Source organism: Citrobacter sp. CFNIH10 (assembly GCF_002934585.1).
Taxonomy (GTDB): Bacteria; Pseudomonadota; Gammaproteobacteria; order Enterobacterales; family Enterobacteriaceae; genus Citrobacter_A; species Citrobacter_A amalonaticus.
This window is the reverse complement of sequence record NZ_CP026216.1, coordinates 1,276,523-1,299,644: the sequence shown is the minus strand read 5'-3', so window position 1 is coordinate 1,299,644 and position 23,122 is coordinate 1,276,523. Positions and strand designations below refer to the sequence as shown.

At 54.2% G+C, this 23,122-nt stretch carries 23 protein-coding genes and 1 other annotated feature; of the genes, 17 read left to right on the top strand and 6 right to left on the bottom strand.

Going from position 1 to position 23,122, the window contains the following annotated elements:
- Positions 1 to 2: 2 nt before the first annotated feature.
- Genes yidD through rpmH form a run of 3 tightly spaced genes read right to left on the bottom strand, consistent with a single transcriptional unit; the run spans position 3 to position 740 of the window.
- The gene (gene yidD, locus C2U53_RS09700; protein WP_001307474.1) at positions 3 to 260 is read right to left on the bottom strand and encodes a membrane protein insertion efficiency factor YidD; all 258 of its coding nucleotides are present in this window, start codon (positions 258 to 260) and stop codon (positions 3 to 5) included.
- The gene (rnpA, locus tag C2U53_RS09695) at positions 224 to 583 is read right to left on the bottom strand and encodes a ribonuclease P protein component (protein WP_000239725.1); all 360 of its coding nucleotides are present in this window, start codon (positions 581 to 583) and stop codon (positions 224 to 226) included. The genes yidD and rnpA overlap by 37 nt, the downstream gene beginning before the upstream one ends.
- Before the next feature lie 16 nt (positions 584 to 599).
- A complete protein-coding gene (gene rpmH, locus C2U53_RS09690) occupies positions 600 to 740 on the bottom strand; it encodes a 50S ribosomal protein L34 (RefSeq protein WP_000831330.1) in 141 nt (46 codons plus the stop codon).
- Between the two features lie 605 nt (positions 741 to 1,345).
- Between rpmH and dnaA the strand changes: the two genes are divergently transcribed.
- From dnaA to C2U53_RS09640, 10 genes are all read left to right on the top strand, one after another.
- On the top strand, positions 1,346 to 2,755 hold the full coding sequence (gene dnaA / locus C2U53_RS09685) for a chromosomal replication initiator protein DnaA (protein WP_042998735.1): 1,410 nt from the start codon (positions 1,346 to 1,348) through the stop codon (positions 2,753 to 2,755).
- Positions 2,756 to 2,759: 4 nt separating this feature from the next.
- Positions 2,760 to 3,860, top strand: coding sequence for a DNA polymerase III subunit beta (gene dnaN / locus C2U53_RS09680; RefSeq protein ID WP_042998734.1), 1,101 nt, complete (start codon positions 2,760 to 2,762; stop codon positions 3,858 to 3,860).
- Positions 3,861 to 4,007: 147 nt separating this feature from the next.
- Complete coding sequence (gene recF, locus C2U53_RS09675; protein ID WP_042998733.1) at positions 4,008 to 5,081, top strand: DNA replication/repair protein RecF; 1,074 nt, start codon at positions 4,008 to 4,010, stop codon at positions 5,079 to 5,081.
- A 28-nt stretch (positions 5,082 to 5,109) separates the two neighbouring features.
- Complete coding sequence (gene gyrB, locus C2U53_RS09670; protein ID WP_054177157.1) at positions 5,110 to 7,524, top strand: DNA topoisomerase (ATP-hydrolyzing) subunit B; 2,415 nt, start codon at positions 5,110 to 5,112, stop codon at positions 7,522 to 7,524.
- 203 nt (positions 7,525 to 7,727) lie between these two features.
- Positions 7,728 to 8,540, top strand: coding sequence for a sugar-phosphatase (gene yidA, locus C2U53_RS09665; protein ID WP_042998731.1), 813 nt, complete (start codon positions 7,728 to 7,730; stop codon positions 8,538 to 8,540).
- A 247-nt stretch (positions 8,541 to 8,787) separates the two neighbouring features.
- Entirely contained in the window at positions 8,788 to 9,477 is a 690-nt protein-coding gene (gene dgoR, locus C2U53_RS09660) for a D-galactonate utilization transcriptional regulator DgoR (RefSeq protein WP_042998730.1), read from the top strand.
- Positions 9,474 to 10,352, top strand: a complete 879-nt coding sequence (locus C2U53_RS09655) for a 2-dehydro-3-deoxygalactonokinase (protein ID WP_044328788.1) — start codon at positions 9,474 to 9,476, stop codon at positions 10,350 to 10,352. The genes dgoR and C2U53_RS09655 overlap by 4 nt, the downstream gene beginning before the upstream one ends.
- Entirely contained in the window at positions 10,336 to 10,953 is a 618-nt protein-coding gene (locus C2U53_RS09650; protein ID WP_044328789.1) for a 2-dehydro-3-deoxy-6-phosphogalactonate aldolase, read from the top strand. The genes C2U53_RS09655 and C2U53_RS09650 overlap by 17 nt, the downstream gene beginning before the upstream one ends.
- Positions 10,950 to 12,098, top strand: a complete 1,149-nt coding sequence (gene dgoD / locus C2U53_RS09645) for a galactonate dehydratase (RefSeq protein ID WP_104445851.1) — start codon at positions 10,950 to 10,952, stop codon at positions 12,096 to 12,098. Before C2U53_RS09650 ends, dgoD begins: the two co-directional genes overlap by 4 nt.
- A 167-nt stretch (positions 12,099 to 12,265) precedes the next feature.
- Positions 12,266 to 13,603 carry an MFS transporter gene (locus C2U53_RS09640; protein ID WP_072031698.1) on the top strand — a complete coding sequence of 446 codons (1,338 nt, stop codon included), beginning with the start codon at positions 12,266 to 12,268 and terminating at the stop codon, positions 13,601 to 13,603.
- Here C2U53_RS09640 and cbrA read toward each other — a convergent pair.
- Positions 13,600 to 14,706 carry a colicin M resistance lipid reductase CbrA gene (gene cbrA / locus C2U53_RS09635; protein WP_104446881.1) on the bottom strand — a complete coding sequence of 369 codons (1,107 nt, stop codon included), beginning with the start codon at positions 14,704 to 14,706 and terminating at the stop codon, positions 13,600 to 13,602. The genes C2U53_RS09640 and cbrA overlap by 4 nt on opposite strands.
- Positions 14,707 to 14,806: 100 nt before the next feature.
- Between cbrA and C2U53_RS09630 the strand changes: the two genes are divergently transcribed.
- Positions 14,807 to 16,033, top strand: coding sequence for a DUF3748 domain-containing protein (locus C2U53_RS09630; RefSeq protein WP_104445850.1), 1,227 nt, complete (start codon positions 14,807 to 14,809; stop codon positions 16,031 to 16,033).
- On the opposite strand, the gene C2U53_RS09625 is transcribed toward C2U53_RS09630, so the two are convergent.
- Positions 16,034 to 16,366: a YceK/YidQ family lipoprotein gene (locus C2U53_RS09625; protein ID WP_042998724.1), complete on the bottom strand. Its 333-nt coding sequence runs from the start codon at positions 16,364 to 16,366 to the stop codon at positions 16,034 to 16,036.
- A gap of 243 nt (positions 16,367 to 16,609) precedes the next feature.
- Positions 16,610 to 16,684: a sequence feature (ROSE (Repression Of Heat Shock gene Expression) occurs in the 5'-region of heat shock genes and acts as an RNA thermometer to modulate expression.), on the top strand.
- Between C2U53_RS09625 and ibpA the strand changes: the two genes are divergently transcribed.
- The 6 genes from ibpA to C2U53_RS09590 all read left to right on the top strand — a co-directional run bounded on the left by ibpA (position 16,678) and on the right by C2U53_RS09590 (position 21,788).
- On the top strand, positions 16,678 to 17,091 hold the full coding sequence (ibpA, locus tag C2U53_RS09615; RefSeq protein ID WP_042998723.1) for a small heat shock chaperone IbpA: 414 nt from the start codon (positions 16,678 to 16,680) through the stop codon (positions 17,089 to 17,091). (Overlaps the previous feature by 7 nt.)
- Before the next feature lie 148 nt (positions 17,092 to 17,239).
- Entirely contained in the window at positions 17,240 to 17,668 is a 429-nt protein-coding gene (gene ibpB / locus C2U53_RS09610) for a small heat shock chaperone IbpB (RefSeq protein WP_042998722.1), read from the top strand.
- Positions 17,669 to 17,933: 265 nt separating this feature from the next.
- Positions 17,934 to 19,595 carry a putative transporter gene (locus tag C2U53_RS09605; protein ID WP_042998721.1) on the top strand — a complete coding sequence of 554 codons (1,662 nt, stop codon included), beginning with the start codon at positions 17,934 to 17,936 and terminating at the stop codon, positions 19,593 to 19,595.
- 375 nt (positions 19,596 to 19,970) lie between these two features.
- Entirely contained in the window at positions 19,971 to 20,318 is a 348-nt protein-coding gene (locus C2U53_RS09600; RefSeq protein WP_042998720.1) for a YidH family protein, read from the top strand.
- Positions 20,308 to 20,670: a DUF202 domain-containing protein gene (locus tag C2U53_RS09595; RefSeq protein WP_042998719.1), complete on the top strand. Its 363-nt coding sequence runs from the start codon at positions 20,308 to 20,310 to the stop codon at positions 20,668 to 20,670. Before C2U53_RS09600 ends, C2U53_RS09595 begins: the two co-directional genes overlap by 11 nt.
- Positions 20,667 to 21,788, top strand: coding sequence for an anaerobic sulfatase maturase (locus C2U53_RS09590; protein WP_162178944.1), 1,122 nt, complete (start codon positions 20,667 to 20,669; stop codon positions 21,786 to 21,788). The genes C2U53_RS09595 and C2U53_RS09590 overlap by 4 nt, the downstream gene beginning before the upstream one ends.
- On the opposite strand, the gene dsdA is transcribed toward C2U53_RS09590, so the two are convergent.
- Complete coding sequence (dsdA, locus tag C2U53_RS09585) at positions 21,785 to 23,107, bottom strand: D-serine ammonia-lyase (RefSeq protein ID WP_044268114.1); 1,323 nt, start codon at positions 23,105 to 23,107, stop codon at positions 21,785 to 21,787. The genes C2U53_RS09590 and dsdA overlap by 4 nt on opposite strands.
- Positions 23,108 to 23,122 lie beyond the last annotated feature (15 nt).

Here is a 23,122-nt window from a genome sequence, read left to right as displayed (position 1 = left end):
CGTTAGTGTTCTCTGGTATCAAATGGTCCGGGCGGGACGGGATCGTCACCACCAGGGTGTAAAGGGTGGCATTTTAATACGCGTTTCACCGTCAACCAACTGCCTTTTATCACTCCAAACCTGCGCAATGCCTCAATTCCGTAGCTTGAACACGTTGGAGTGAAACGGCAATGCGGCCCAAGCAGCGGACTGATCAGGCGTTGATAGACCCGAATAAGGGCTATCAGGACCCGCGAGCCAGGCGACAATGGCGGCGCCATAATTTTTCCAACGCTTCCGAGAGAGCACGGTTATCGAGGTCGGCAACCCCTTTTTTCGCCACCACTACGAAGTCCATTGCTGGCAATTCGTGTTGACGCAGACGAAAGCTTTCACGCGTCAGACGTTTAATCCGATTGCGTTCATGCGCGCGTCGAACGTTTTTCTTGGCGACAGTAAGACCGATACGGGGATGCCCCAGCGAATTCAGGCGGCCGAGGATGGTGATTTGCGGCGTGCCAGCCCGTTGTGGCTGCTGGAAGACGAAAGTGAAATGAGCGGGAGTTAACAAACGTAACTCCCTGGGAAATGCGAGCTTAACCACTCAGGGGTTAGCTTTATTACTTGGAAACGGTCAGACGAGCGCGGCCTTTAGCACGACGACGTGCCAGAACCTGACGACCATTTTTAGTAGCCATACGAGCACGGAAGCCGTGAGAACGGTTGCGCTTCAGTACAGACGGTTGAAAAGTGCGTTTCATGGCGATTTCTACCTAAACTTGAATAAATTCACTGACTTTTGCGTATACCCGAACGAGTTTCGAACGACTAACGCCTCAGCGTGGGTGATTAAAGAGGCCGGATTGTAATAATTGTACACTCCGGAGTCAATTCTCTTTCCTTATTTCCCGCGTATTTCCGCACGTTTTCGCGTGAAAAACAGGCAGCGTTGACACCGTGTTACGGGCATCGCGCGACGGGGGAAAGATTATACGGGCTGATGAACAAAGCGCAAGGATCGCTCGGGATCTTTATGAGATCGTTTTAGCAGTATAGCGTCTTTACTCATTAATTTTTCCAATATGCGGGCGAAATCGTGCAGCACTTCTCCAGGATCGTTTACACTTATCCGGTCCTGTGAAGGCCTGTGGATAAATCGGGAAGAATCTGTGAGAAACAGAAGATCTCTTGCGCAGTTTACGCTATGATCCGCGGTCCCGATCGTTTCAAAGGATCCTGATCGGGTTAAAATTGCAGATAGCAATTCGCACGTCACCCTTTGCATAGGGTCTAGCCGACGTGCGTCAACAATCATGAATGTTTCAGCCTTTGTCATTTATCGACTTTTGTTCGAGTGGAGTCCGCCGTGTCACTTTCGCTTTGGCAGCAGTGTCTTGCCCGATTGCAGGATGAGTTACCAGCCACAGAATTCAGTATGTGGATACGCCCTTTGCAGGCGGAACTGAGCGATAACACGCTGGCTTTGTATGCGCCAAACCGTTTTGTGCTCGATTGGGTAAGAGACAAGTACCTTAACAATATCAATGGGCTGCTGAATAATTTCTGCGGCGCAGATGCCCCGCAACTGCGTTTTGAGGTCGGGACGAAGCCCGTCAGCCAGACGCTGAAGGCGCCCGTGAACAACAACGTCGCCGCACCGGCTCAGGTGGCGCACCAGGTTCAGCCGCAGCGCGCGTCGCCTGTCGCGGCACGTCCTGGCTGGGACAATGTGCCTGCGCCGGCAGAACCCACCTATCGCTCTAACGTTAACGTCAAACACACGTTTGATAACTTCGTTGAAGGTAAATCCAACCAGTTGGCTCGCGCGGCGGCGCGTCAGGTGGCAGACAATCCTGGTGGCGCCTATAACCCGCTGTTCCTTTATGGCGGCACCGGTCTGGGTAAAACCCACCTGTTGCACGCGGTGGGAAACGGCATTATGGCGCGCAAACCTAATGCCAAAGTGGTGTATATGCACTCCGAACGCTTTGTCCAGGACATGGTAAAAGCCCTGCAAAACAACGCGATCGAAGAGTTTAAACGCTATTATCGTTCCGTCGATGCCCTCCTCATCGATGACATCCAGTTCTTCGCTAATAAAGAACGATCTCAGGAAGAATTTTTCCACACCTTTAACGCCCTTCTTGAAGGTAATCAGCAGATCATTTTGACTTCGGATCGTTATCCAAAAGAGATCAACGGCGTTGAGGATCGTCTGAAATCCCGCTTCGGCTGGGGGTTGACGGTGGCGATCGAACCGCCAGAACTGGAAACGCGCGTGGCGATCCTGATGAAAAAGGCCGACGAAAATGATATTCGTCTGCCGGGTGAAGTGGCCTTCTTTATTGCCAAGCGTCTACGCTCTAACGTGCGTGAGCTGGAAGGGGCACTGAACCGTGTGATTGCCAACGCCAACTTTACCGGTCGGGCGATTACCATCGACTTCGTTCGCGAAGCGCTGCGCGATCTGCTGGCGTTACAGGAAAAACTGGTCACCATCGACAATATTCAGAAGACGGTGGCGGAGTATTACAAAATTAAAATTGCGGATTTGCTTTCCAAGCGTCGTTCTCGCTCGGTAGCGCGTCCGCGTCAGATGGCCATGGCGTTGGCGAAAGAGCTCACCAACCACAGCTTGCCGGAAATTGGCGATGCGTTTGGTGGCCGCGACCACACTACGGTGCTTCATGCCTGCCGTAAGATTGAGCAGTTGCGTGAAGAAAGCCATGATATTAAAGAAGATTTCTCAAACTTAATCAGAACATTATCTTCGTGACGCTATGAAATTTACCGTTGAACGTGAACATTTATTAAAGCCGCTTCAGCAGGTCAGCGGCCCGCTGGGTGGTCGTCCTACGCTGCCTATTCTTGGCAACCTGTTGCTGCAGGTGGCTGACGGTGCGCTTTCGCTGACGGGTACCGACCTTGAAATGGAAATGGTGGCCCGCGTTGCGTTGATTCAGCCGCATGAGCCTGGCGCCACGACGGTCCCGGCGCGGAAGTTCTTTGATATCTGCCGTGGCCTACCGGAAGGGGCGGAAATCGCCGTCCAGCTGGAAGGCGATCGCATGCTGGTACGTTCGGGCCGCAGTCGTTTTTCGCTGTCCACGCTGCCTGCCGCCGACTTCCCGAATCTGGATGACTGGCAGAGCGAGGTAGAATTCACCCTGCCGCAGGCGACGATGAAGCGTCTGATTGAAGCCACGCAGTTCTCCATGGCGCATCAGGACGTGCGTTACTACTTAAACGGCATGCTGTTTGAGACCGAAGGTGAAGAGTTGCGTACCGTGGCAACTGATGGTCACCGTCTGGCGGTTTGCTCTATGCCTGTTGGTCAGTCGCTGCCCAACCATTCGGTGATCGTGCCGCGTAAAGGTGTGATTGAACTGATGCGTATGCTTGACGGCGGCGATAACCCGCTGCGCGTGCAGATTGGCAGCAACAACATCCGCGCACACGTTGGCGACTTTATCTTTACGTCTAAGCTGGTGGACGGCCGTTTCCCGGATTACCGTCGCGTACTGCCGAAGAATCCGGATAAACATCTGGAAGCCGGCTGCGATATCCTCAAGCAGGCTTTTGCCCGCGCGGCGATCCTGTCGAACGAGAAGTTCCGCGGCGTGCGTCTGTATGTGAGTGAAAATCAGCTCAAAATCACGGCGAACAACCCGGAACAGGAGGAAGCCGAAGAGATTCTGGATGTCACCTACCCGGGGACTGAAATGGAGATCGGCTTTAACGTCAGCTACGTATTAGATGTCCTGAATGCGCTGAAGTGTGAAAACGTGCGCATCATGCTGACTGACTCCGTGTCGAGCGTACAAATTGAAGATGCGGCGTCGCAAAGTGCGGCTTACGTTGTTATGCCAATGAGATTGTAGAATCTGAAAGGGGGCTGGTTTACTTGCCATTTCGTTTCCCGGCAGTGCTCGAAATGCTCACGTACTTCGTGTACGCTCCGCTTTCTGCGCGCTGGCGGTAAACGAACTGGCTGCGACACTCACGCCCCCTGGATGATGCTCTGAAATATGTCGCTATCCCGACTCTTAATCAAAGATTTCCGCAATATTGAAAATGCGGATCTCGCGTTATCCCCCGGCTTTAACTTCCTGGTTGGCGCGAACGGCAGCGGTAAAACCAGCGTTCTGGAAGCCATCTATACGCTCGGCCACGGCCGGGCGTTTCGCAGTTTGCAGATTGGTCGCGTCATTCGTCACGAGCAGGAGTCGTTTGTTCTTCATGGGCGATTGCAGGGGAATGAGCGGGAAACCTCGATTGGGTTAACCAAAGATAAGCTGGGTGACAGTAAAGTGCGTATCGACGGCACTGACGGCCACAAGGTGGCGGAGCTGGCGCTGTTGATGCCGATGCAACTGATCACCCCTGAGGGGTTTACTTTACTCAACGGCGGCCCCAAATACAGAAGAGCGTTCCTCGATTGGGGATGCTTTCACAATGAAGCTGGATTCTTCACCGCCTGGAGCAACCTGAAGCGTCTGCTCAAGCAGCGCAATGCGGCGCTGCGCCAGGTGAGTCGTTACGAGCAACTGCGTCCGTGGGATAAAGAACTGATCCCGCTGGCGGAACAAATCAGCACCTGGCGCGCGGAGTACAGCGCCGGTATCGCACAGGATATGGCGGATACTTGCCAGCAGTTTCTTCCTGAATTTTCTCTCTCCTTCTCTTTTCAGCGCGGCTGGGAGAAAGAGACTGATTATGCCGAGGTGCTGGAACGTGGTTTTGAACGCGACCGCATGTTGACTTACACCGCGCACGGCCCGCATAAAGCGGATTTCCGCATTCGCGCCGACGGTGCGCCGGTAGAAGATACCTTGTCGCGTGGGCAGTTAAAGCTGCTAATGTGCGCCTTACGTCTGGCGCAAGGGGAGTTCCTCACCCGTGAAAGCGGGCGGCGGTGTCTCTACCTGATAGATGATTTTGCCTCAGAGCTTGATGATGCGCGTCGCGGACTGTTAGCCAGTCGATTAAAAGCGACGCAATCACAGGTCTTTGTCAGCGCAATCAGCGCTGAACACGTTCTGGACATGTCGGACAAAAATTCGAAGATGTTCACCGTGGAAAAGGGTAAAATAACGGATTAACCCAAGTTTAAATGAGCGAGAAACGTTGATGTCGAATTCTTATGACTCCTCCAGTATCAAAGTCCTGAAAGGACTGGATGCGGTGCGTAAGCGCCCGGGTATGTATATCGGCGATACGGATGACGGCACCGGTCTGCACCACATGGTATTCGAGGTGGTAGATAACGCTATCGACGAAGCGCTCGCGGGTCACTGTAAAGACATTATTGTCACCATCCATGCCGACAACTCTGTCTCCGTACAGGATGATGGACGCGGCATCCCGACCGGTATTCACCCGGAAGAAGGCGTATCGGCGGCGGAAGTGATCATGACCGTTCTGCACGCAGGCGGTAAATTTGACGATAACTCCTATAAAGTCTCCGGCGGTCTGCACGGTGTGGGTGTCTCCGTGGTGAACGCCCTGTCGCAGAAACTGGAACTGGTTATCCAGCGCGATAACAAAATCCACCGTCAGATCTACGAGCACGGCGTCCCGCAGGCACCGCTGGCAGTCACTGGCGATACCGATAAAACCGGTACGATGGTGCGTTTCTGGCCGAGCCACGAAACCTTCACTAACGTCACGGAGTTCGAATACGAGATTCTGGCGAAGCGTCTGCGCGAACTGTCGTTCCTGAACTCTGGCGTCTCTATTCGCCTGAAAGACAAGCGCGATGGTAAAGAAGACCATTTCCACTATGAAGGTGGCATCAGGGCGTTCGTTGAGTATCTGAACAAGAACAAAACGCCAATCCACCCGAATATCTTCTATTTCTCCACCGAAAAAGACGGTATCGGCGTGGAAGTTGCACTGCAATGGAACGACGGCTTCCAGGAAAACATCTACTGCTTTACTAACAACATTCCGCAGCGTGACGGCGGTACGCACCTGGCAGGTTTCCGTGCGGCGATGACCCGTACCCTGAACGCCTACATGGACAAAGAAGGCTACAGCAAAAAAGCGAAAGTCAGCGCTACCGGTGATGATGCACGTGAAGGTCTGATTGCTGTGGTGTCCGTGAAGGTGCCGGATCCGAAGTTCTCCTCGCAGACCAAAGATAAACTGGTCTCCTCTGAGGTGAAATCGGCGGTAGAACAGCAGATGAACGAACTGCTGAGCGAATACCTGCTGGAAAACCCGTCTGACGCCAAAATCGTGGTCGGTAAAATTATTGATGCGGCCCGTGCCCGTGAAGCAGCCCGCCGTGCGCGTGAAATGACGCGTCGTAAAGGGGCGCTGGATCTGGCGGGTCTGCCTGGCAAACTGGCGGACTGTCAGGAACGCGACCCGGCGCTGTCCGAACTGTACCTTGTGGAAGGGGACTCCGCGGGCGGCTCTGCAAAACAAGGGCGTAACCGCAAGAACCAGGCGATTCTGCCGCTGAAGGGTAAGATCCTTAACGTAGAGAAAGCGCGCTTCGACAAGATGCTCTCTTCGCAGGAAGTGGCGACGCTGATCACCGCGCTCGGTTGCGGTATCGGTCGTGACGAGTACAACCCGGACAAACTGCGCTATCACAGCATCATTATCATGACCGATGCGGACGTCGATGGCTCGCATATTCGTACGCTGTTGTTGACCTTCTTCTATCGTCAGATGCCAGAAATTGTTGAGCGTGGCCATGTCTACATTGCCCAGCCGCCGCTGTATAAAGTGAAGAAAGGCAAGCAGGAACAGTACATTAAAGACGATGAGGCGATGGACCAGTACCAGATCTCCATCGCGCTGGACGGTGCTACGCTGCACACCAACGCCAGCGCACCGGCGCTGTCTGGTGAAGCGTTAGAAAAACTGGTTTCTGAGTACAACGCCACGCAGAAAATGATTGGTCGTATGGAGCGTCGCTTCCCGAAAGCAATGCTGAAAGAGCTGGTGTATCAGCCGACGCTGACTGAAGACAATCTTTCAGACGAGCAGACCGTGAGCCGTTGGGTGAACGCGCTAATTACCGAGCTGAATGAGAAAGAGCAGCACGGTAGCCAGTGGAAATTCGATATCCAGCACAATACGGAACAGAATCTGTTTGAACCGATCGTGCGTGTGCGTACCCACGGTGTGGACACCGACTACGCGCTGGATCACGAGTTTGTAACGGGTGCGGAATACCGCCGTATCTGCACGCTGGGTGAAAAACTGCGCGGCCTGATGGAAGAAGATGCCTTCATCGAACGTGGCGAACGTCGTCAACCGGTTGCCAGCTTCGAACAGGCGCTGGACTGGCTGGTGAAAGAGTCACGTCGTGGTCTGGCCATTCAGCGTTATAAAGGTCTGGGCGAGATGAACCCGGATCAGCTGTGGGAAACCACCATGGATCCGGAAAGCCGTCGCATGTTACGCGTTACCGTGAAGGATGCGATTGCTGCTGACCAGTTGTTCACCACGCTGATGGGCGACGCCGTAGAACCACGTCGTGCGTTTATCGAAGAGAACGCCCTGAAAGCGGCAAATATCGATATCTAATCCCTGCTATAGGCCGGATAAGGCGGTTTTACGCCGCCATCCGGCAAGATCCTGCGTGATGCCTGATGGCGCGTTGCTTATCAGGCCTACAATTGATCGTCAAAAGGGGAATCGTGATTCCCCTTCTTATCCCCCTTTTCGCTGCTGTTTTTTGAGCGGAATCGCGTTAGCATGAGTCAGGACTCATTGAATGCGGGGAATTCATGGCTATCAAACTCATTGCTATCGATATGGATGGCACCCTTCTGTTACCCGATCACACCATTTCACCGGCGGTTAAACGTGCGATTGCCGCAGCCCGTGAAAAAGGGGTAAACGTGGTACTGACCACCGGTCGTCCGTATGCGGGTGTACACAGCTATCTGAAAGAGCTGCATATGGAACAACCCGGCGACTACTGCATTACCTATAACGGTGCGCTGGTGCAGAAAGCGGGCGATGGTAGCACTGTCGCACAAACCGCGCTGAGCTATGACGATTACCGCTATCTGGAAAAACTCTCCCGCGAGGTCGGCTCGCACTTCCACGCGCTGGACCGTACCACGCTGTATACCGCAAACCGTGATATCAGCTATTACACCGTACATGAATCCTATGTCGCGACCATTCCACTGGTGTTCTGCGAAGCGGAAAAGATGGATCCGCAAACCCAGTTCCTGAAAGTGATGATGATTGATGAGCCCGCGATCCTCGATCAGGCCATCGCCCGTATTCCGGCAGAAGTGAAAGAGAAATATACCGTGCTGAAAAGTGCGCCGTACTTCCTCGAAATCCTCGATAAACGCGTCAATAAAGGCACTGGTGTGAAATCACTGGCTGATGCGCTGGGCATCAAACCGGAAGAAATTATGGCGATTGGCGATCAGGAAAATGACATCGCGATGATCGAGTATGCCGGGCTTGGGGTAGCGATGGATAACGCCATTCCCCTGGTGAAAGAGATTGCCAACTTTGTCACCAAATCAAATCTGGAAGATGGCGTTGCGTATGCCATTGAGCAGCACGTCCTGAAGTAATCCCTCTGGATGGTTTGCCATGACCCGCGTTGATCGCGGGTTTTTTTATCCCCGCCGTTTACTCCTCATAACATTTTCATTACCGATTGTCGTTTTTGTGATCTAAATTGTAGTACAACATATCTATGTTGTACTACATTGAGCGCATAGCAACACTGTATAGCATCACGTTAGTACTACAAAAATGAGGCGAATTTCAGCGATAACGGTAAAGTAGAGAGGACCATCCAGAGCACAAGGACTCTCCATGACTCTCAATAAAACCGATCGCATCGTGATCACGCTGGGCAAACAGATTGTCAGCGGTAAATACGTACCGGGTGCCGCACTCCCTGCGGAAGCGGAGCTGTGTGAGGAGTTTGAAACCTCACGCAATATCATTCGCGAAGTGTTCCGCTCGCTAATGGCAAAGCGGCTGATTGAAATGAAGCGTTATCGTGGCGCCTTTGTCACATCGCGGAATCAGTGGAATTACCTCGATACCGACGTGTTGCAATGGGTACTGGAAAACGATTACGACCCGCGGCTCATCAGTGCGATGAGCGAGGTCCGAAATCTGGTGGAACCCGCGATTGCCCGCTGGGCAGCGGAACGCGCGACCTCGAGTGATTTGGCTGAAATTGAATCGGCGCTCAATGACATGATCGCCAACAATCAGGATCGGGAGGCCTTTAATGAAGCGGATATCCGCTATCACGAGGCGGTATTGCAGTCAGTGCATAACCCGGTTTTGCAACAGCTGAGCGTGGCAATCACTTCGCTTCAACGGGCGGTATTTGAACGGACCTGGATGGGCGATGAAGCCAACATGCCAAAAACGCTCCAGGAACATAAGGCGCTATTCGATGCGATACGGCATCAGGATAGCAATGCGGCAGAGCAGGCGGCCCTGACCATGATCGCCAGCTCGACACGAAGGTTGAAGGAAATCACATGACAGCTCGCTACATCGCAATTGACTGGGGATCGACCAATTTGCGTGCCTGGCTTTACCAGGGCGACAAATGCCTGGAAAGCAGGCAATCAGAAGCAGGCGTTACGCGTCTGAACGGTAAATCCCCTGAGGCGGTGTTAGCAGAAGTCACACAAAACTGGCGCGACAGCGCCACACCGGTGGTTATGGCCGGAATGGTCGGTAGCAACGTGGGCTGGAAGATTGCCCCGTATCTGCCGGTTCCTGCCTCTTTCGCTGCCATTGGTGAGCAGTTAACGCCCGTTGGCGACAATGTCTGGATTATTCCTGGCTTGTGTGTTTCGCGCGACGATAACCACAATGTGATGCGCGGCGAAGAGACACAACTGCTCGGCGCACGCACGCTTTCTCCTTCTTCTGTCTATGTCATGCCGGGGACGCACTGCAAATGGGTGCAGGCTGACGCAGAGCAAATTCACGATTTTCGTACCGTGATGACCGGTGAACTACACCATTTGCTCCTGCAACACTCGCTGGTGGGCGCTGGCTTGCCGGAACAGCAAACCTCTTCAGATGCCTTTGCCGCCGGGCTTGCGCGCGGGATCGACTCCCCTGCCGTTTTGCCACAACTTTTTGAGGTTCGTGCCTCGCATGTGCTGGGAAATCTCCCGCGCGAGCAGGTCAACGAATTTCTCTCTGGCCTGTTGATTGGCGCAGAGGTCGCCAGCATGCGTGATTTCATCGCGCACGAGCAGACCATCACGATTGTCGCAGGCGCATCGCTGACATCACGCTATCAGCAGGCGTTCCACGCCATGGGGCGTGACGTTTCCGCGGTTCCCGGCGATACGGCATTTCAGGCAGGTATAAGGAGCATCGCCCATGCAGTGGCAAACTAATCTTCCGCTTATTGCTATTTTGCGCGGCATTACCCCCGGGGAGGCGCTTGCGCACGTTGGCGCAGTGATCGACGCCGGATTTGACGCGGTGGAGATCCCGCTTAACTCCCCCGAGTGGGAAAAGAGCATTCCGGCCGTGGTGGATGCGTTTGGCGATAACGCGCTGATCGGTGCCGGAACGGTATTACAACCGGAGCAGGTGGATCGCCTGGCGAAGATGGGCTGTCGGCTCATTGTGACGCCAAATATCAATGCGGAGGTCATTCGCCGTGCGGTGGGTTACGGCATGACGGTCTGTCCGGGATGCGCCACCGCCACAGAAGCCTTTACCGCGTTGGATGCTGGCGCGCAGGCGCTGAAAATTTTCCCGTCATCGGCCTTTGGACCGGATTACATCAAAGCGCTGAAAGCGGTATTACCCGCCAGTGTACCGGTCTTTGCCGTGGGCGGCGTAACGCCAGACAACCTGGCGCAGTGGATGAAAGCCGGGTGTGTGGGTGCGGGACTGGGCAGCGATCTGTATCGCGCCGGGCAGTCCGTAGCGCGCACCGCGCAGCAGGCGGCAGCATTTGTTAAGGCATATCGAGAGGCAGTGAAATGAAAATAACCAAACTCACCACGTACCGTTTACCTCCGCGTTGGATGTTCCTGAAAATTGAAACCGACGAAGGCGTTGTTGGCTGGGGCGAGCCGGTGATTGAAGGCCGCGCCCGTACCGTCGAAGCGGCGGTGCATGAACTGGGCGATTACCTGATTGGTCAGGACCCGGCGCGCATTAATGACCTGTGGCAGGTGATGTATCGCGCAGGTTTCTACCGCGGCGGCCCGATTCTGATGAGCGCCATCGCTGGTATCGACCAGGCGCTGTGGGATATCAAAGGTAAAGTGCTGAACGCGCCGGTCTGGCAACTGATGGGTGGCCTGGTACGCGACAAAATCAAAGCCTACAGCTGGGTTGGCGGCGATCGTCCTGCGGAAGTGATCGACGGCATTAAGCAATTGCGGAATATCGGCTTTGACACCTTCAAGCTCAACGGCTGCGAAGAGATGGGCGTGATTGATAATTCACGGGCGGTCGATCGCGCGGTCAACACCGTGGCGCAAATCCGCGAAGCCTTTGGCAATGAAATTGAGTTTGGTCTGGATTTCCACGGACGCGTCAGCGCGCCGATGGCGAAAGTGCTGATTAAAGAGCTGGAGCCTTATCGCCCGCTGTTTATTGAAGAGCCGGTGCTGGCGGAACAGGCAGAGTACTACCCGAAACTGGCGGAACAGACCCATATTCCGATCGCGGCGGGTGAACGTATGTTCTCGCGCTTCGAGTTTAAACGAGTGCTGGAAGCGGGCGGGCTGGCGATTTTGCAGCCGGACCTGTCACATGCGGGCGGTATTACCGAGTGTTACAAAATTGCCGCAATGGCGGAAGCTTATGATGTGGCGCTGGCCCCGCACTGTCCGCTGGGACCGATTGCGCTGGCAGCGTGTCTGCATGTCGACTTTGTTTCACGTAATGCCGTGTTCCAGGAACAGAGCATGGGGATTCACTATAACAAGGGCGCGGAACTGCTCGACTTTGTGAAAAACAAAGACGATTTCAACATGGAAGGCGGGTTCTTTAAACCATTAATGAAGCCGGGCCTTGGCGTGGATATTGATGAAGCCAAAGTCATTGAGCTAAGCAAAAATGTGCCGGACTGGCGTAATCCGCTGTGGCGTCATGAAGATGGTTCGGTCGCCGAATGGTGATGTCCGTCATACTTCGCGCCGCAGATGCGTTGGCTGCGATTGCGCACCCCAGTCACTTACAAATGTAAGCTCCTGGGGATTTGCAATCTTGCCGCCTTCCTGCGACACGAATTATTTAGGACATCTCTCTTAATAAAAACAATTACACCCTCTGTAAATTACCGGGCATGGTGAGCGGCTTCGCTATGCCCAAAATCTGGAGACAGATTGCGATGGATATTCCAGTTACTGCTGCAAAAACCGGGCGTCGCCGTTACCTGACGCTGATTATGATCTTTATTACCGTGGTCATCTGTTATGTCGACCGCGCCAACCTTGCGGTGGCGTCGGCGCATATTCAGGAAGAGTTTGGTATTACGAAAGCGGAAATGGGCTATGTCTTCTCGGCTTTTGCCTGGTTGTATACCCTATGCCAGATCCCCGGCGGCTGGTTCCTTGACCGCGTCGGATCCCGTCTGACCTACTTTATTGCGATATTTGGCTGGTCGGTGGCAACCCTCTTCCAGGGCTTCGCCACGGGGTTAATGTCGTTAATTGGCCTGCGCGCCATTACCGGGATATTCGAAGCCCCGGCCTTCCCCACCAACAACCGCATGGTGACGAGTTGGTTCCCCGAGCATGAACGTGCCTCCGCCGTCGGTTTTTATACCTCCGGACAGTTTGTCGGCCTGGCGTTCCTGACCCCGCTGTTGATCTGGATCCAGGAGATGCTGAGCTGGCACTGGGTGTTCATTGTCACCGGGGGGATTGGCATTATCTGGTCGCTGGTCTGGTTTAAAGTGTATCAACCGCCTCGTCTGACCAAAAGTATCACCAAAGCGGAACTGGACTATATTCGCGACGGCGGCGGCCTGGTGGATGGCGATGCACCCGTTAAGAAAGAGGCGCGTCAGCCGTTGACCAAAGCGGACTGGAAACTGGTGTTCCACCGTAAGCTGGTGGGCGTTTATCTGGGCCAGTTTGCCGTCACCTCGACGCTGTGGTTCTTCCTGACATGGTTCCCGAACTACCTGACACAGGAAAAAGGCATTACCGCGCTGAAGGCGGGTTTTATGACCACCGTACCGTTCCTCGCGGCGTTCTTTGGCGTACTGCTTTCCGGATGGCTGGCGGATAAGCTGGTGAAAAAAGGCTTTTCTCTGGGCGTGGCGCGTAAAACGCCGATTATTTGTGGTCTGTTAATCTCCACCTGCATCATGGGTGCAAACTACACCAACGATCCGGTGTGGATTATGACCCTGATGGCGGTGGCGTTCTTCGGTAACGGCTTTGCTTCCATCACCTGGTCACTGGTCTCTTCGCTGGCGCCGATGCGCCTCATCGGCCTGACCGGTGGCGTTTTTAACTTTGTTGGTGGGCTGGGCGGGATTACGGTTCCGCTGGTGATTGGCTACCTTGCGCAGGACTATGGCTTTGGTCCCGCGCTGGTTTATATCTCAGCCGTTGCCCTGATTGGCGCGCTCTCTTACATCCTGCTGGTGGGTGATGTAAAACGCGTAGGTTAATACTCCTTTACCAGCCCGCCAGACGTTATGGTGGGCTGGTCATCCTGGCTTAGCGGGATATGCGCGATGCCGCTTCGCATAATCGCGCTTCTCAATACGGGCGCAGTCAAACAACGACTCTTCAGGATTTTGCCATACAGTTTAACGCGCAGTTGGCGGGTGGCCTTCCGGTAAGCGCGGTTCCTCTCCGGCGCATCCAGCAGCAGAACAGCCTTGAGGATCTCCGCGCTATCCAGGGCGTAGCTAATCCCCTCCAGTGAACTGGCGCTGATGAACCCGGCGGCCTCGCCAATCAGAAATGCGTTATCTTCACCGCAGACGAAATCTGCCCAGCGTGACGGAAAGAGTACAGTACATTTCTCGCTTTTCATCGGCTCGCCGAAGCGGAACTGAAAGGCCGCCATTTTCTCTTTTAGCGCGTCAAAGCGCGCCAGGCCGTCTTTCATGGGATAAGCGCCGCCAAAGATGAAATAGCCGTCTTTGCTGATACTCCAGGAGTAACAATCCGTCACAGCGTTATCGAAAATGCAGGAATAAAACGGGACCGGATGACTTTCTGCGAACCACTGTTGGATGGCGACATATTTGCGAATCTGATGTTCCGGATAAAGATAGCGACGCACCAGCGAATTTGCTCCGTCGGCCCCCACCAGATAGCGGGCGGTAATCTGTTGCTCCCAACCGTCGGCGCGAAAAATCACGTGCCACTTCCCCTCTTCTCGCCAGATTTTTCGACACAGGCTGTCGTGATACACCTGTACCTCATCCGGGATCAGCGATTTCATCCATAAATCAAAGTCATGACGGTTGATGTTGATATAGCTGCGCTGGTAGTTGCGCGTCAGTGAGGTGTCGACATCCACCGTTTTAACGCTGAAAATTTGCGGATTGGCGATGACGTCCACCGGCAGCGTAATGCCGTCGCGAATAAATGAACGCTGTGCATCCGGTGCCAGTAAACCGCCGCAGGGTTTGGTGAACCCTTCATTGCCGCAGTGACGTTTTTTATCCAGCGCAAGCACGCGCATTTTACCGCTCAATTTACGCGCCAGCGTTGCGCCGGCCGGGCCGAGACCGATAATCGCTACGTCGAAATGTTCCATCTTTTTGTCCGCAAAAAATGAAGATGGCACTACGCTAATGCCTGAAAGTGAAGTCCTTGTGAAGTATGATTGATGAAATTGTTCCTGACCTGAGTATCCCATGAAGCAAATCACCTTTACGCCGCGTAATCATCAGCTTACCAATACCCGGGCCTGGACGGCGGAGAGCCGTTGGCTGGTGTTTGACGTTCGCCCGTCAGGAGCGTCTTTCACTGGCGAAACCATTGAAAGGGTGAATGTCCATACCGGTGAGCAGGAGGTGATTTATCGCGCGACGCAGGGAGCGCATGTCGGTGTGGTAACGGTGCATCCGCTGGCGGAGAAATATGTATTTATTCATGGGCCTGAAAACCCGGATGCGACGTGGCACTATGACTTTCATCATCGTCGCGGCGTGATTGCCGAACAGGGGAAAGTGACGAATCTGGACGCGATGGATATCACTTCACCGTACACGCCGGGTGCACTGCGCGGCGGCAGCCATGTTCATGTTTTCAGCCCGAACGGTGAGTTTGTCAGCTTTACCTACAACGATCATGTCATGCATGAACGCGAGCTGGCGCTGGATTTACGCAACGTGGGCGTCGCACTGCCTTATGGGCCGGTGACGGTGTCGGCGCAGCATCCAAGAGAATACAGCGGCAGCCACTGGTGCGTGCTGGTCAGCCAGACGACGCCCGAACCCACGCCGGGCAGCGATGAGATTTCTCGCGCCTACGAAGAGGGCTGGGTGGGAAATCATGCGCTGGCGTTTATCGGCGACACAATGTCTGAAAAGGGCGAGAAAATACCGGAGCTGTTTCTGGTTGAACTCCCGCAGACGGAGGCGGGCTGGAAAATGCCAGGTGATGCCCCGCTGGAAGGTACGGATTCCACGCTGCCCGCACCGCCGCGCGGAGTGACACAGCGCCGCCTGACGTTCACCCATGCACGTCGTTTCCCAGGACTGGCAACGGTTCCGCGTCATTGGGTGCGCAGTAATCCGCAGGCGACGGAGATTGCGTTCCTGATGCGCGATGAGGCTGGTATCGTGCAACTGTGGTTGATTTCGCCACAGGGCGGGGAGCCCCGCCAGTTGACCCATCACGCTACCGGGATTCAGTCCGCGTTTAACTGGCATCCGTCAGGAAAATGGCTGGGATGCGTGGTGGATAACCGAATTGCCTGCTGTGATGCGCGCAGCGGAGAGATCACGTTTTTAACGCAGAATCACGGCACTCCGCCTTCTGGGGATGCTGTGGTTTTCTCGCCTGATGGTCAGTTTGTGGCGTGGATGGAAGATGTAGACGGTTTCCGTCAACTGTGGATGACAGAAACCGGGCGGTAATCAGGGGGCGGGCATTTTCGCCGGAGGGATCACGGAGTTGGTTATCCGTGTTCTCTCCTCGCTTCTTTCGACACGCGATCTGACTGAATTGTCTTTACGGAACAGATCCCACGGTAACAGGATCGTGTCCATTACTGCCGTAAAGGGCATATCCAGTATCGCCAGCGATTTGGTACCCCAGTTTGTCTCATCGTCACCTATCATCGTGGCGCTGGCGCGGGTGCCAGGATAAGTTCCCTCTTTACCACCGGTATGTGACATTACGCTGGAGCAACCACTCAGTAAAACCATCCCACTGCACATCATCAGCGTTAACAACACATTTCTTATCATGATTTATTCATCTGTTGATCATCGGTGTTTGCATGATGAGTTATAGCGATCCCTTGCCAGAAATAACATCCTCATCACATCGCACTGTGGCGGCTATCGCACTTTAACGATTAGTGCTGTCCCCACCCAGTCTATGCAATAGACAGCAAACTGCAAAAAAAAGTCAGCCTGGACGGCTTGAAATGTGCGTATTCAGACCCATTTTGATGGTGTAGGCAAATGAAGAGCACGCCTGATGGGTGTTCTGACTACCGGACCTGTCCATGATGGAAGGTCATTTAACTTCTCGCTGATTTCAGGAGCTATTGATTATGCGTAACTTTGATTTATCCCCGCTGTACCGTTCTGCTATTGGTTTTGACCGCCTGTTTAACCTGCTGGAAAGCAATCAGAGCCAGAGTAACGGCGGCTACCCTCCGTATAACGTTGAGCTGGTAGACGAAAACCATTACCGCATTGCCATCGCCGTTGCCGGTTTCGCCGAGAGCGAGCTGGAAATTACCGCACAAGACAACCTGCTGGTGGTGAAAGGCGCACATGCGGACGAGCAAAAAGAACGGACCTACCTTTACCAGGGTATCGCGGAGCGCAACTTTGAGCGTAAGTTCCAGTTAGCTGAGAACATCCATGTTCGCGGCGCGAATCTGGTCAATGGTCTGCTGTACATCGATCTTGAGCGCGTGATTCCGGAAGCGAACAAACCGCGTCGTATCGAAATCAATTAATTCTGACGGGCCGCGTTGCGCGGCCTGTTATCCCGGGCTCGCCGACAGGGGGCCTATGCAAATCTACGGATTTGCAGGTACGACTATGCCCTAAACCGCTTGCGTTGCAGGGTGTAGTGAAAACTCGCTTCTTAGAAGGAGAATGATTATGCGTAACTACGATTTATCCCCGCTGCTGCGTCAATGGATCGGTTTTGACAAACTGGCCAACGCGTTACAAAACACCGGTGAAAGCCAGAGCTTCCCACCCTATAACATTGAAAAAAGTGACGATAACCACTATCGCATTACGCTTGCGTTGGCCGGTTTCCGTCAGGAAGACCTGGATATTCAGCTGGAAGGCACCCGCCTGACCGTAAAAGGCACACCGCAGCAGCCTGAAAAAGAGACCAAATGGTTGCATCAGGGGCTGGTCACCCAGTCGTTCAGCCTGAGCTTTACCCTGGCTGAAAATATGGAGGTGTCCGGCGCGACATTTACCAACGGGTTGTTGCACATCGATTTGACCCGTAATGTCCCGGAAGCGGTTGCTCCGCAACGTATCGCCATCAGCGAACGTCCCGCATTAAATAGCTAATTTAGCTCCTTGCCTTTGCCCCGCCAGAAATGACGGGGCTTTTTTGTGCACGAAGATAACACCGGGTTTTAGGGTATGATGCCCTTACCAGAAGAAAGCATTCAGCAACGTCAGGTTACGATGAAGAAAAAAGGGGGAAGAAACGCCCATCATAAGGGTGCTTTACCGTTTCGGCAGCATGAGAATGTGCGCCATCTTGCATATATGCCTGAACGGTTCAGTCATAATCCATGTAAATTGAAATGTTATTCACAGGGAATAAAAAATGAGTGATATAGCATTGACGGTCAGCGTTCTGGCGTTGGTGGCGGTTGTCGGATTGTGGATCGGCAACATCAAGGTGCGGGGTGTCGGCTTTGGCATCGGCGGCGTGTTGTTCGGCGGCATTATCGTCGGCCACTTCGTTGATCAGGCTGGGGTGACGCTGAGCGGCGATATGCTGCACTTTATCCAGGAATTTGGCCTGATTCTGTTCGTCTACACCATTGGGATTCAGGTGGGGCCAGGGTTCTTCGCCTCGCTGCGGGTTTCTGGTCTGCGTCTCAATCTGTTTGCGATTCTGATCGTCATCATCGGCGGACTGGTTACCGCTATCCTGCATAAAGTGTTTGCTATTCCGCTGCCGGTGGTGCTGGGGATTTTCTCCGGTGCGGTCACCAATACTCCGGCGCTGGGGGCGGGACAACAAATCCTGCGCGATCTGGGTACGCCAATGGAGCTGGTGGACCAGATGGGGATGAGCTACGCGATGGCGTATCCGTTTGGGATTTGCGGTATTTTGCTGACCATGTGGCTGATGCGCATGATATTTCGCGTCAATGTGGAAGCGGAAGCGCAACAGCATGAATCGACGCTCACCAACGGTCACTCGCTGATTCAGACCATCAATATCCGCGTTGAGAACCCCAATCTCAACAATATGGCGATTCAGGATGTGCCGATCCTTAATAGCGATAAAATCATCTGTTCACGACTGAAGCGTGAAGAGACGCTGATGGTGCCGTCGCCGGGAACGGTGATTCAACTGGGTGATTTGCTGCACCTCGTTGGTCAGCCGGGCGATCTGCATAACGCACGATTGGTGATAGGTCAGGAGGTGGATACCTCACTGTCGACCCGGGGCACCGATTTGCGCGTCGAACGCGTCGTGGTCACCAACGAAAAAGTGCTCGGCAAACGCATCCGCGATTTGCACTTTAAAGAGCGTTATGACGTGGTGATTTCTCGACTGAACCGTGCGGGCGTTGAACTGGTGGCCAGCAGCGATGCCAGCCTGCAATTTGGTGACATCCTTAATCTGGTGGGACGACCCGCCTCGATTGATGCCGTTGCCAATGTTGTCGGTAACGCCCAGCAAAAACTGCAGCAGGTGCAGATGCTGCCGGTGTTTATTGGCATCGGTCTGGGGGTGTTGCTGGGGTCTATTCCGCTCTTTATTCCCGGCTTTCCGGTGGCGTTAAAGCTGGGGCTGGCGGGCGGACCGCTGATTATGGCACTGATTCTGGGGCGTATCGGTAGCATTGGTAAGCTGTACTGGTTTATGCCGCCAAGTGCGAACCTGGCGCTGCGTGAGCTGGGGATTGTGCTGTTCCTGGCCGTGGTGGGGCTGAAATCAGGTGGTGATTTTATTGATACGCTGACGCAGGGCGATGGTCTGAGCTGGGTGGGCTACGGTATTTTTATTACTGCTATCCCGCTTATCACCGTCGGTTTACTGGCGCGTATTTTTGCCAAAATGAACTACCTGACGCTGTGCGGGATGCTGGCCGGTTCGATGACCGATCCACCGGCGCTGGCGTTTGCAAACAACCTTCATGCCACCAGCGGCGCGGCGGCGCTGTCGTATGCGACGGTGTATCCGTTGGTGATGTTCCTGCGGATTATCACGCCTCAACTGCTGGCGGTGATTTTCTGGGGATTAAGTTAGATCTGCTCATATCGACCGGCATCCATCGGGTTGCCGGTCAGCATCGTTCAACACATCACGCTTTCTTACTAACCCGTTGTGGTGTCCGGTTTTTCCACACCCAGGTGTTGAAAATGCTCGTAGTACGTCATTTTCAGCCAACAGGTGCACAATCCCCATTTTAGCCGTGCGATAACGCCAGGGTTTTGCGGTGGCGGTACTGCGTATTCATCGCCAGATGCTTCTGTCGATTCACCATGGAAGAAATGAAACTGGTTTCGCAAACGCTACATGCATCGACCTGAGTTACAGAGTTTATTAATGCTATTTATCCAGGTGCTCAGGTAATATTGCGGTTATTTCATACGCACTTTTACGCATTCAGTAGGGGGTTAAATGAAGATTTCCCGCCTCGGAGAAGCCCCGGATTACCGCTTCTCACTGGCAAACGAGCGTACCTTTCTGGCGTGGATCCGCACCGCGCTGGGTTTCCTGGCCGCCGGCGTTGGGCTTGACCAACTGGCGCCGGACTTCGCCACGCCGGTGATCCGCGAGCTGTTGGCGCTGCTGCTCTGTTTGTTCGCTGGCGGTCTGGCGATTTACGGTTATCTGCGCTGGCTGCGCAATGAAAAGGCGATGCGGCTGAAAGAGGATTTACCCTATACCCGAAGCCTGCTGATCATCAGTCTGATATTGACCATTGTGGCGATTGTGGTCATGGCGCTGGTGCTGTATGCCGGATAGCCGTAAGGCCCGTCGCCTGTCCGATCCGGGACTGCAGCCGGAGCGCACATCGCTGGCATGGTTTCGCACGCTGCTGGGCTACGGTGCGCTGATGGCGCTGGCGATAAAACATCACTGGCATCAGGCGGGATTCTTGTTCTGGGTCTCTATCGCGGTGCTGGCTATCGTGGTAGTGATCCTCTGGCGCTATACGCGCAAGCGTAATCTGATGGATGTCTCGCATATTGATTTTGTCCAGTCACGCGCGGTTCGTGACAAATTTATGATCTCCCTCGCGGTGTTATCTCTCGCAATACTGTTTGCTGTAACGCACGTTCGCCAACTTATCGTATTTCTCGGGAATTTAGCATGACAGGATGTCAGGTCATGGCCAAGCCGGCCAGTTCACGTTGTAACCTGGATTGTCGTTACTGCTTTTACATTGATAAACCCGCCCACCCGGTGATGGATGACATCACGTTATCGACGTTTATTCAGCAGCATATTGCCGCACAGCCAGGGCCAGATGTTTTGTTTGCCTGGCAGGGAGGAGAACCGACGCTCTGCGGTCTGGATTTTTTTCATCGTGTGGTGGCGTTGCAAAAGCAGTTCGGCGCGGGAAAGCAGATCCAGAACGCTTTTCAGACCAACGGCATTTTGCTCAATGATGCATGGTGTCGCTTTCTGCACGACAATAACTGGCTGGTGGGACTCTCACTGGACGGTCCTGCTGATTTGCATGATGCCTTTCGCGTCAGTCGTCGCGGCAATCCAACCCATCAAAAAGTGATGACTGCGCTGCAAAAACTGGTCGAATACCGCGTGGAGTTCAACCTGCTGGTGGTGGTGAATCGCCTCAACAGCAACCAGCCGGAGCGGATGTATCACTATCTTCGCCAGCTAGGGACGCCTTTTTTACAGTTTATTCCGCTCGTTGAGCTGGATGAGCACGGCAGGCTGACGGCGGAATCGGTCGAATCACAGGCATGGGGGCAGTTTCTTAAATCGGTATTTGATATCTGGGTACGGGAAGATATTGGCCGTGTGTATATTCAGCTCTTTGACTCGACGCTGGGCGTGTGGTGCGGCTATCCGTCGCAGATGTGCGCGCTAAGTCAGGACTGTGGCCACGCTTTCGCGCTGGAAGCCAATGGTGATTTGTATCAGTGCGATCATTATGTTTATCCGCAGTACCGGCTGGGCAACATTCATCACACGCCGCTGAAGGCGCTCAATGCCAGTCCGCAGGCGAAAGCTTTTGGGGAGCTGAAAAGAACCACGTTAAGCGCAGCGTGTCAGGCCTGTTCGCTGCTGCGCTTTTGTCATGGTGATTGCCCTAAACATCGGGATGAGAGCGGGAAAAGCATGCTGTGCGCCGGATACCGCGACTTTATCCGTCATAGCGCGCCGCACATGCGCGTGATGCGTGATCTGATCAGGCAGCATCGCTCACCGGCAGAGCTGATGGCGATGCTGCGTGCCGGGCGTTAGCGCCCTTTCGCCAGGTATTGCGCCATTTCTGCTTCTGGTACCATGCCGCCGCCCGTCGCCCAGACCAGGTGCGTTGCATTATTGAGCTGCTCAGCGCTAATCCCCTGCATTTGCTGATAGTCAGTGGATGCACAAACACGCTGAGGTCCCGCCATTCCCGCCAGCGCTGACGGTTCCAGACGGATGTTCTCTTCCTGTGCCAGCCAGCCCAGCATGTCATACATGGACTGATCGCTGAGGGTATATAACCCATCGAGCAGGCGTTCCATCGCTCTGCCGACAAAGCCCGATGCCCGCCCTACCGCCAGGCCATCTGCCGCCGTCAGGTTATCGATACCGATTTCCTGCACGGAGATCGCATCATGCAGACCGGTATACACACCCAGCAGCATGCAAGGGGAATGCGTCGGTTCAGCAAAGAAGCAGTGTACGTTATCGCCAAATGCCAGTTTCAGACCAAACGCCACCCCGCCGGGGCCACCGCCCACGCCGCACGGCAGGTAAACAAATAATGGGTGATCGGCATCCACCACGCGGCCTTGCTGTTCGAATTGCGCTTTCAGACGCTGCCCCGCAACGGCATAGCCTAAAAACAACGTGCGGGAGTTTTCATCGTCGATAAAGAAGCAGTTCGGATCGGACTCCGCCGCTTTACGGCCCTGTTCAACCGCCACGCCATAATCTTCTTCATATTCAACAACCGTGACGCCGTGGCTGCGCAGTTTGGCTTTCTTCCACGCCCGGGCATCCGCAGACATATGCACTGTGACGTTAAAGCCAATGCGGGCGCTCATAATGCCGATAGAAAGCCCCAGGTTGCCGGTTGACCCCACCGCGATGCTGTACTGGCTAAAGAAGGCTTTGAACTCCGGAGAAAGCAGAACGCTGTAATCCTCTTCTGGGGTCAGCATCCCGGCTTCCCGCGCCAGTTTTTCGGCGTGCGTCAGCACTTCATAAATGCCGCCGCGCGCTTTGATCGAGCCGGAAATGGGCAGATGGCTATCTTTTTTCAGCAGGATTTCGCCACTGATTTTTTGGCCGTACTGTTTTTCCAGACGCTGCTGCATGGCCGGAATGGCAACAACCTCAGATTCAATAATTCCCCCGCTCGCAGCGGTTTCCGGGAAGGCTTTGGCCAGATACGGCGCAAAGCGCGCCAGACGGGCGTGGGCACCCTTAACGTCTTGTTCCGACAGCCCTACATAGGGTAAACCTTCCGCCAGAGAGGTCGTTCCGGGATTGAACCAGGTCGTTTCTCGCAAAGCCACCAGATCCTCCACCAAAGGATACTGGGCGATGAGTTTTTGTATGTTTTCCATAGGACGTCTCTTTGC

Excerpts from the sequence above, each read along its gene's own strand:
- yidD (WP_001307474.1), bottom strand. The coding sequence starts at position 260 with ATGGCGCCGCCATTGTCGCCTGGCTCGCGGGTCCTGATAGCCCTTATT.
- rpmH (WP_000831330.1), bottom strand. The coding sequence starts at position 740 with ATGAAACGCACTTTTCAACCGTCTGTACTGAAGCGCAACCGTTCTCAC.
- dnaN (WP_042998734.1), top strand. The coding sequence starts at position 2,760 with ATGAAATTTACCGTTGAACGTGAACATTTATTAAAGCCGCTTCAGCAG.
- recF (WP_042998733.1), top strand. The coding sequence starts at position 4,008 with ATGTCGCTATCCCGACTCTTAATCAAAGATTTCCGCAATATTGAAAAT.
- gyrB (WP_054177157.1), top strand. The coding sequence starts at position 5,110 with ATGTCGAATTCTTATGACTCCTCCAGTATCAAAGTCCTGAAAGGACTG.
- yidA (WP_042998731.1), top strand. The coding sequence starts at position 7,728 with ATGGCTATCAAACTCATTGCTATCGATATGGATGGCACCCTTCTGTTA.
- dgoR (WP_042998730.1), top strand. The coding sequence starts at position 8,788 with ATGACTCTCAATAAAACCGATCGCATCGTGATCACGCTGGGCAAACAG.
- C2U53_RS09655 (WP_044328788.1), top strand. The coding sequence starts at position 9,474 with ATGACAGCTCGCTACATCGCAATTGACTGGGGATCGACCAATTTGCGT.
- C2U53_RS09650 (WP_044328789.1), top strand. The coding sequence starts at position 10,336 with ATGCAGTGGCAAACTAATCTTCCGCTTATTGCTATTTTGCGCGGCATT.
- dgoD (WP_104445851.1), top strand. The coding sequence starts at position 10,950 with ATGAAAATAACCAAACTCACCACGTACCGTTTACCTCCGCGTTGGATG.
- C2U53_RS09640 (WP_072031698.1), top strand. The coding sequence starts at position 12,266 with ATGGTGAGCGGCTTCGCTATGCCCAAAATCTGGAGACAGATTGCGATG.
- cbrA (WP_104446881.1), bottom strand. The coding sequence starts at position 14,706 with ATGGAACATTTCGACGTAGCGATTATCGGTCTCGGCCCGGCCGGCGCA.
- C2U53_RS09630 (WP_104445850.1), top strand. The coding sequence starts at position 14,807 with ATGAAGCAAATCACCTTTACGCCGCGTAATCATCAGCTTACCAATACC.
- C2U53_RS09625 (WP_042998724.1), bottom strand. The coding sequence starts at position 16,366 with ATGATAAGAAATGTGTTGTTAACGCTGATGATGTGCAGTGGGATGGTT.
- ibpA (WP_042998723.1), top strand. The coding sequence starts at position 16,678 with ATGCGTAACTTTGATTTATCCCCGCTGTACCGTTCTGCTATTGGTTTT.
- ibpB (WP_042998722.1), top strand. The coding sequence starts at position 17,240 with ATGCGTAACTACGATTTATCCCCGCTGCTGCGTCAATGGATCGGTTTT.
- C2U53_RS09605 (WP_042998721.1), top strand. The coding sequence starts at position 17,934 with ATGAGTGATATAGCATTGACGGTCAGCGTTCTGGCGTTGGTGGCGGTT.
- C2U53_RS09600 (WP_042998720.1), top strand. The coding sequence starts at position 19,971 with ATGAAGATTTCCCGCCTCGGAGAAGCCCCGGATTACCGCTTCTCACTG.
- C2U53_RS09595 (WP_042998719.1), top strand. The coding sequence starts at position 20,308 with ATGCCGGATAGCCGTAAGGCCCGTCGCCTGTCCGATCCGGGACTGCAG.
- C2U53_RS09590 (WP_162178944.1), top strand. The coding sequence starts at position 20,667 with ATGACAGGATGTCAGGTCATGGCCAAGCCGGCCAGTTCACGTTGTAAC.
- dsdA (WP_044268114.1), bottom strand. The coding sequence starts at position 23,107 with ATGGAAAACATACAAAAACTCATCGCCCAGTATCCTTTGGTGGAGGAT.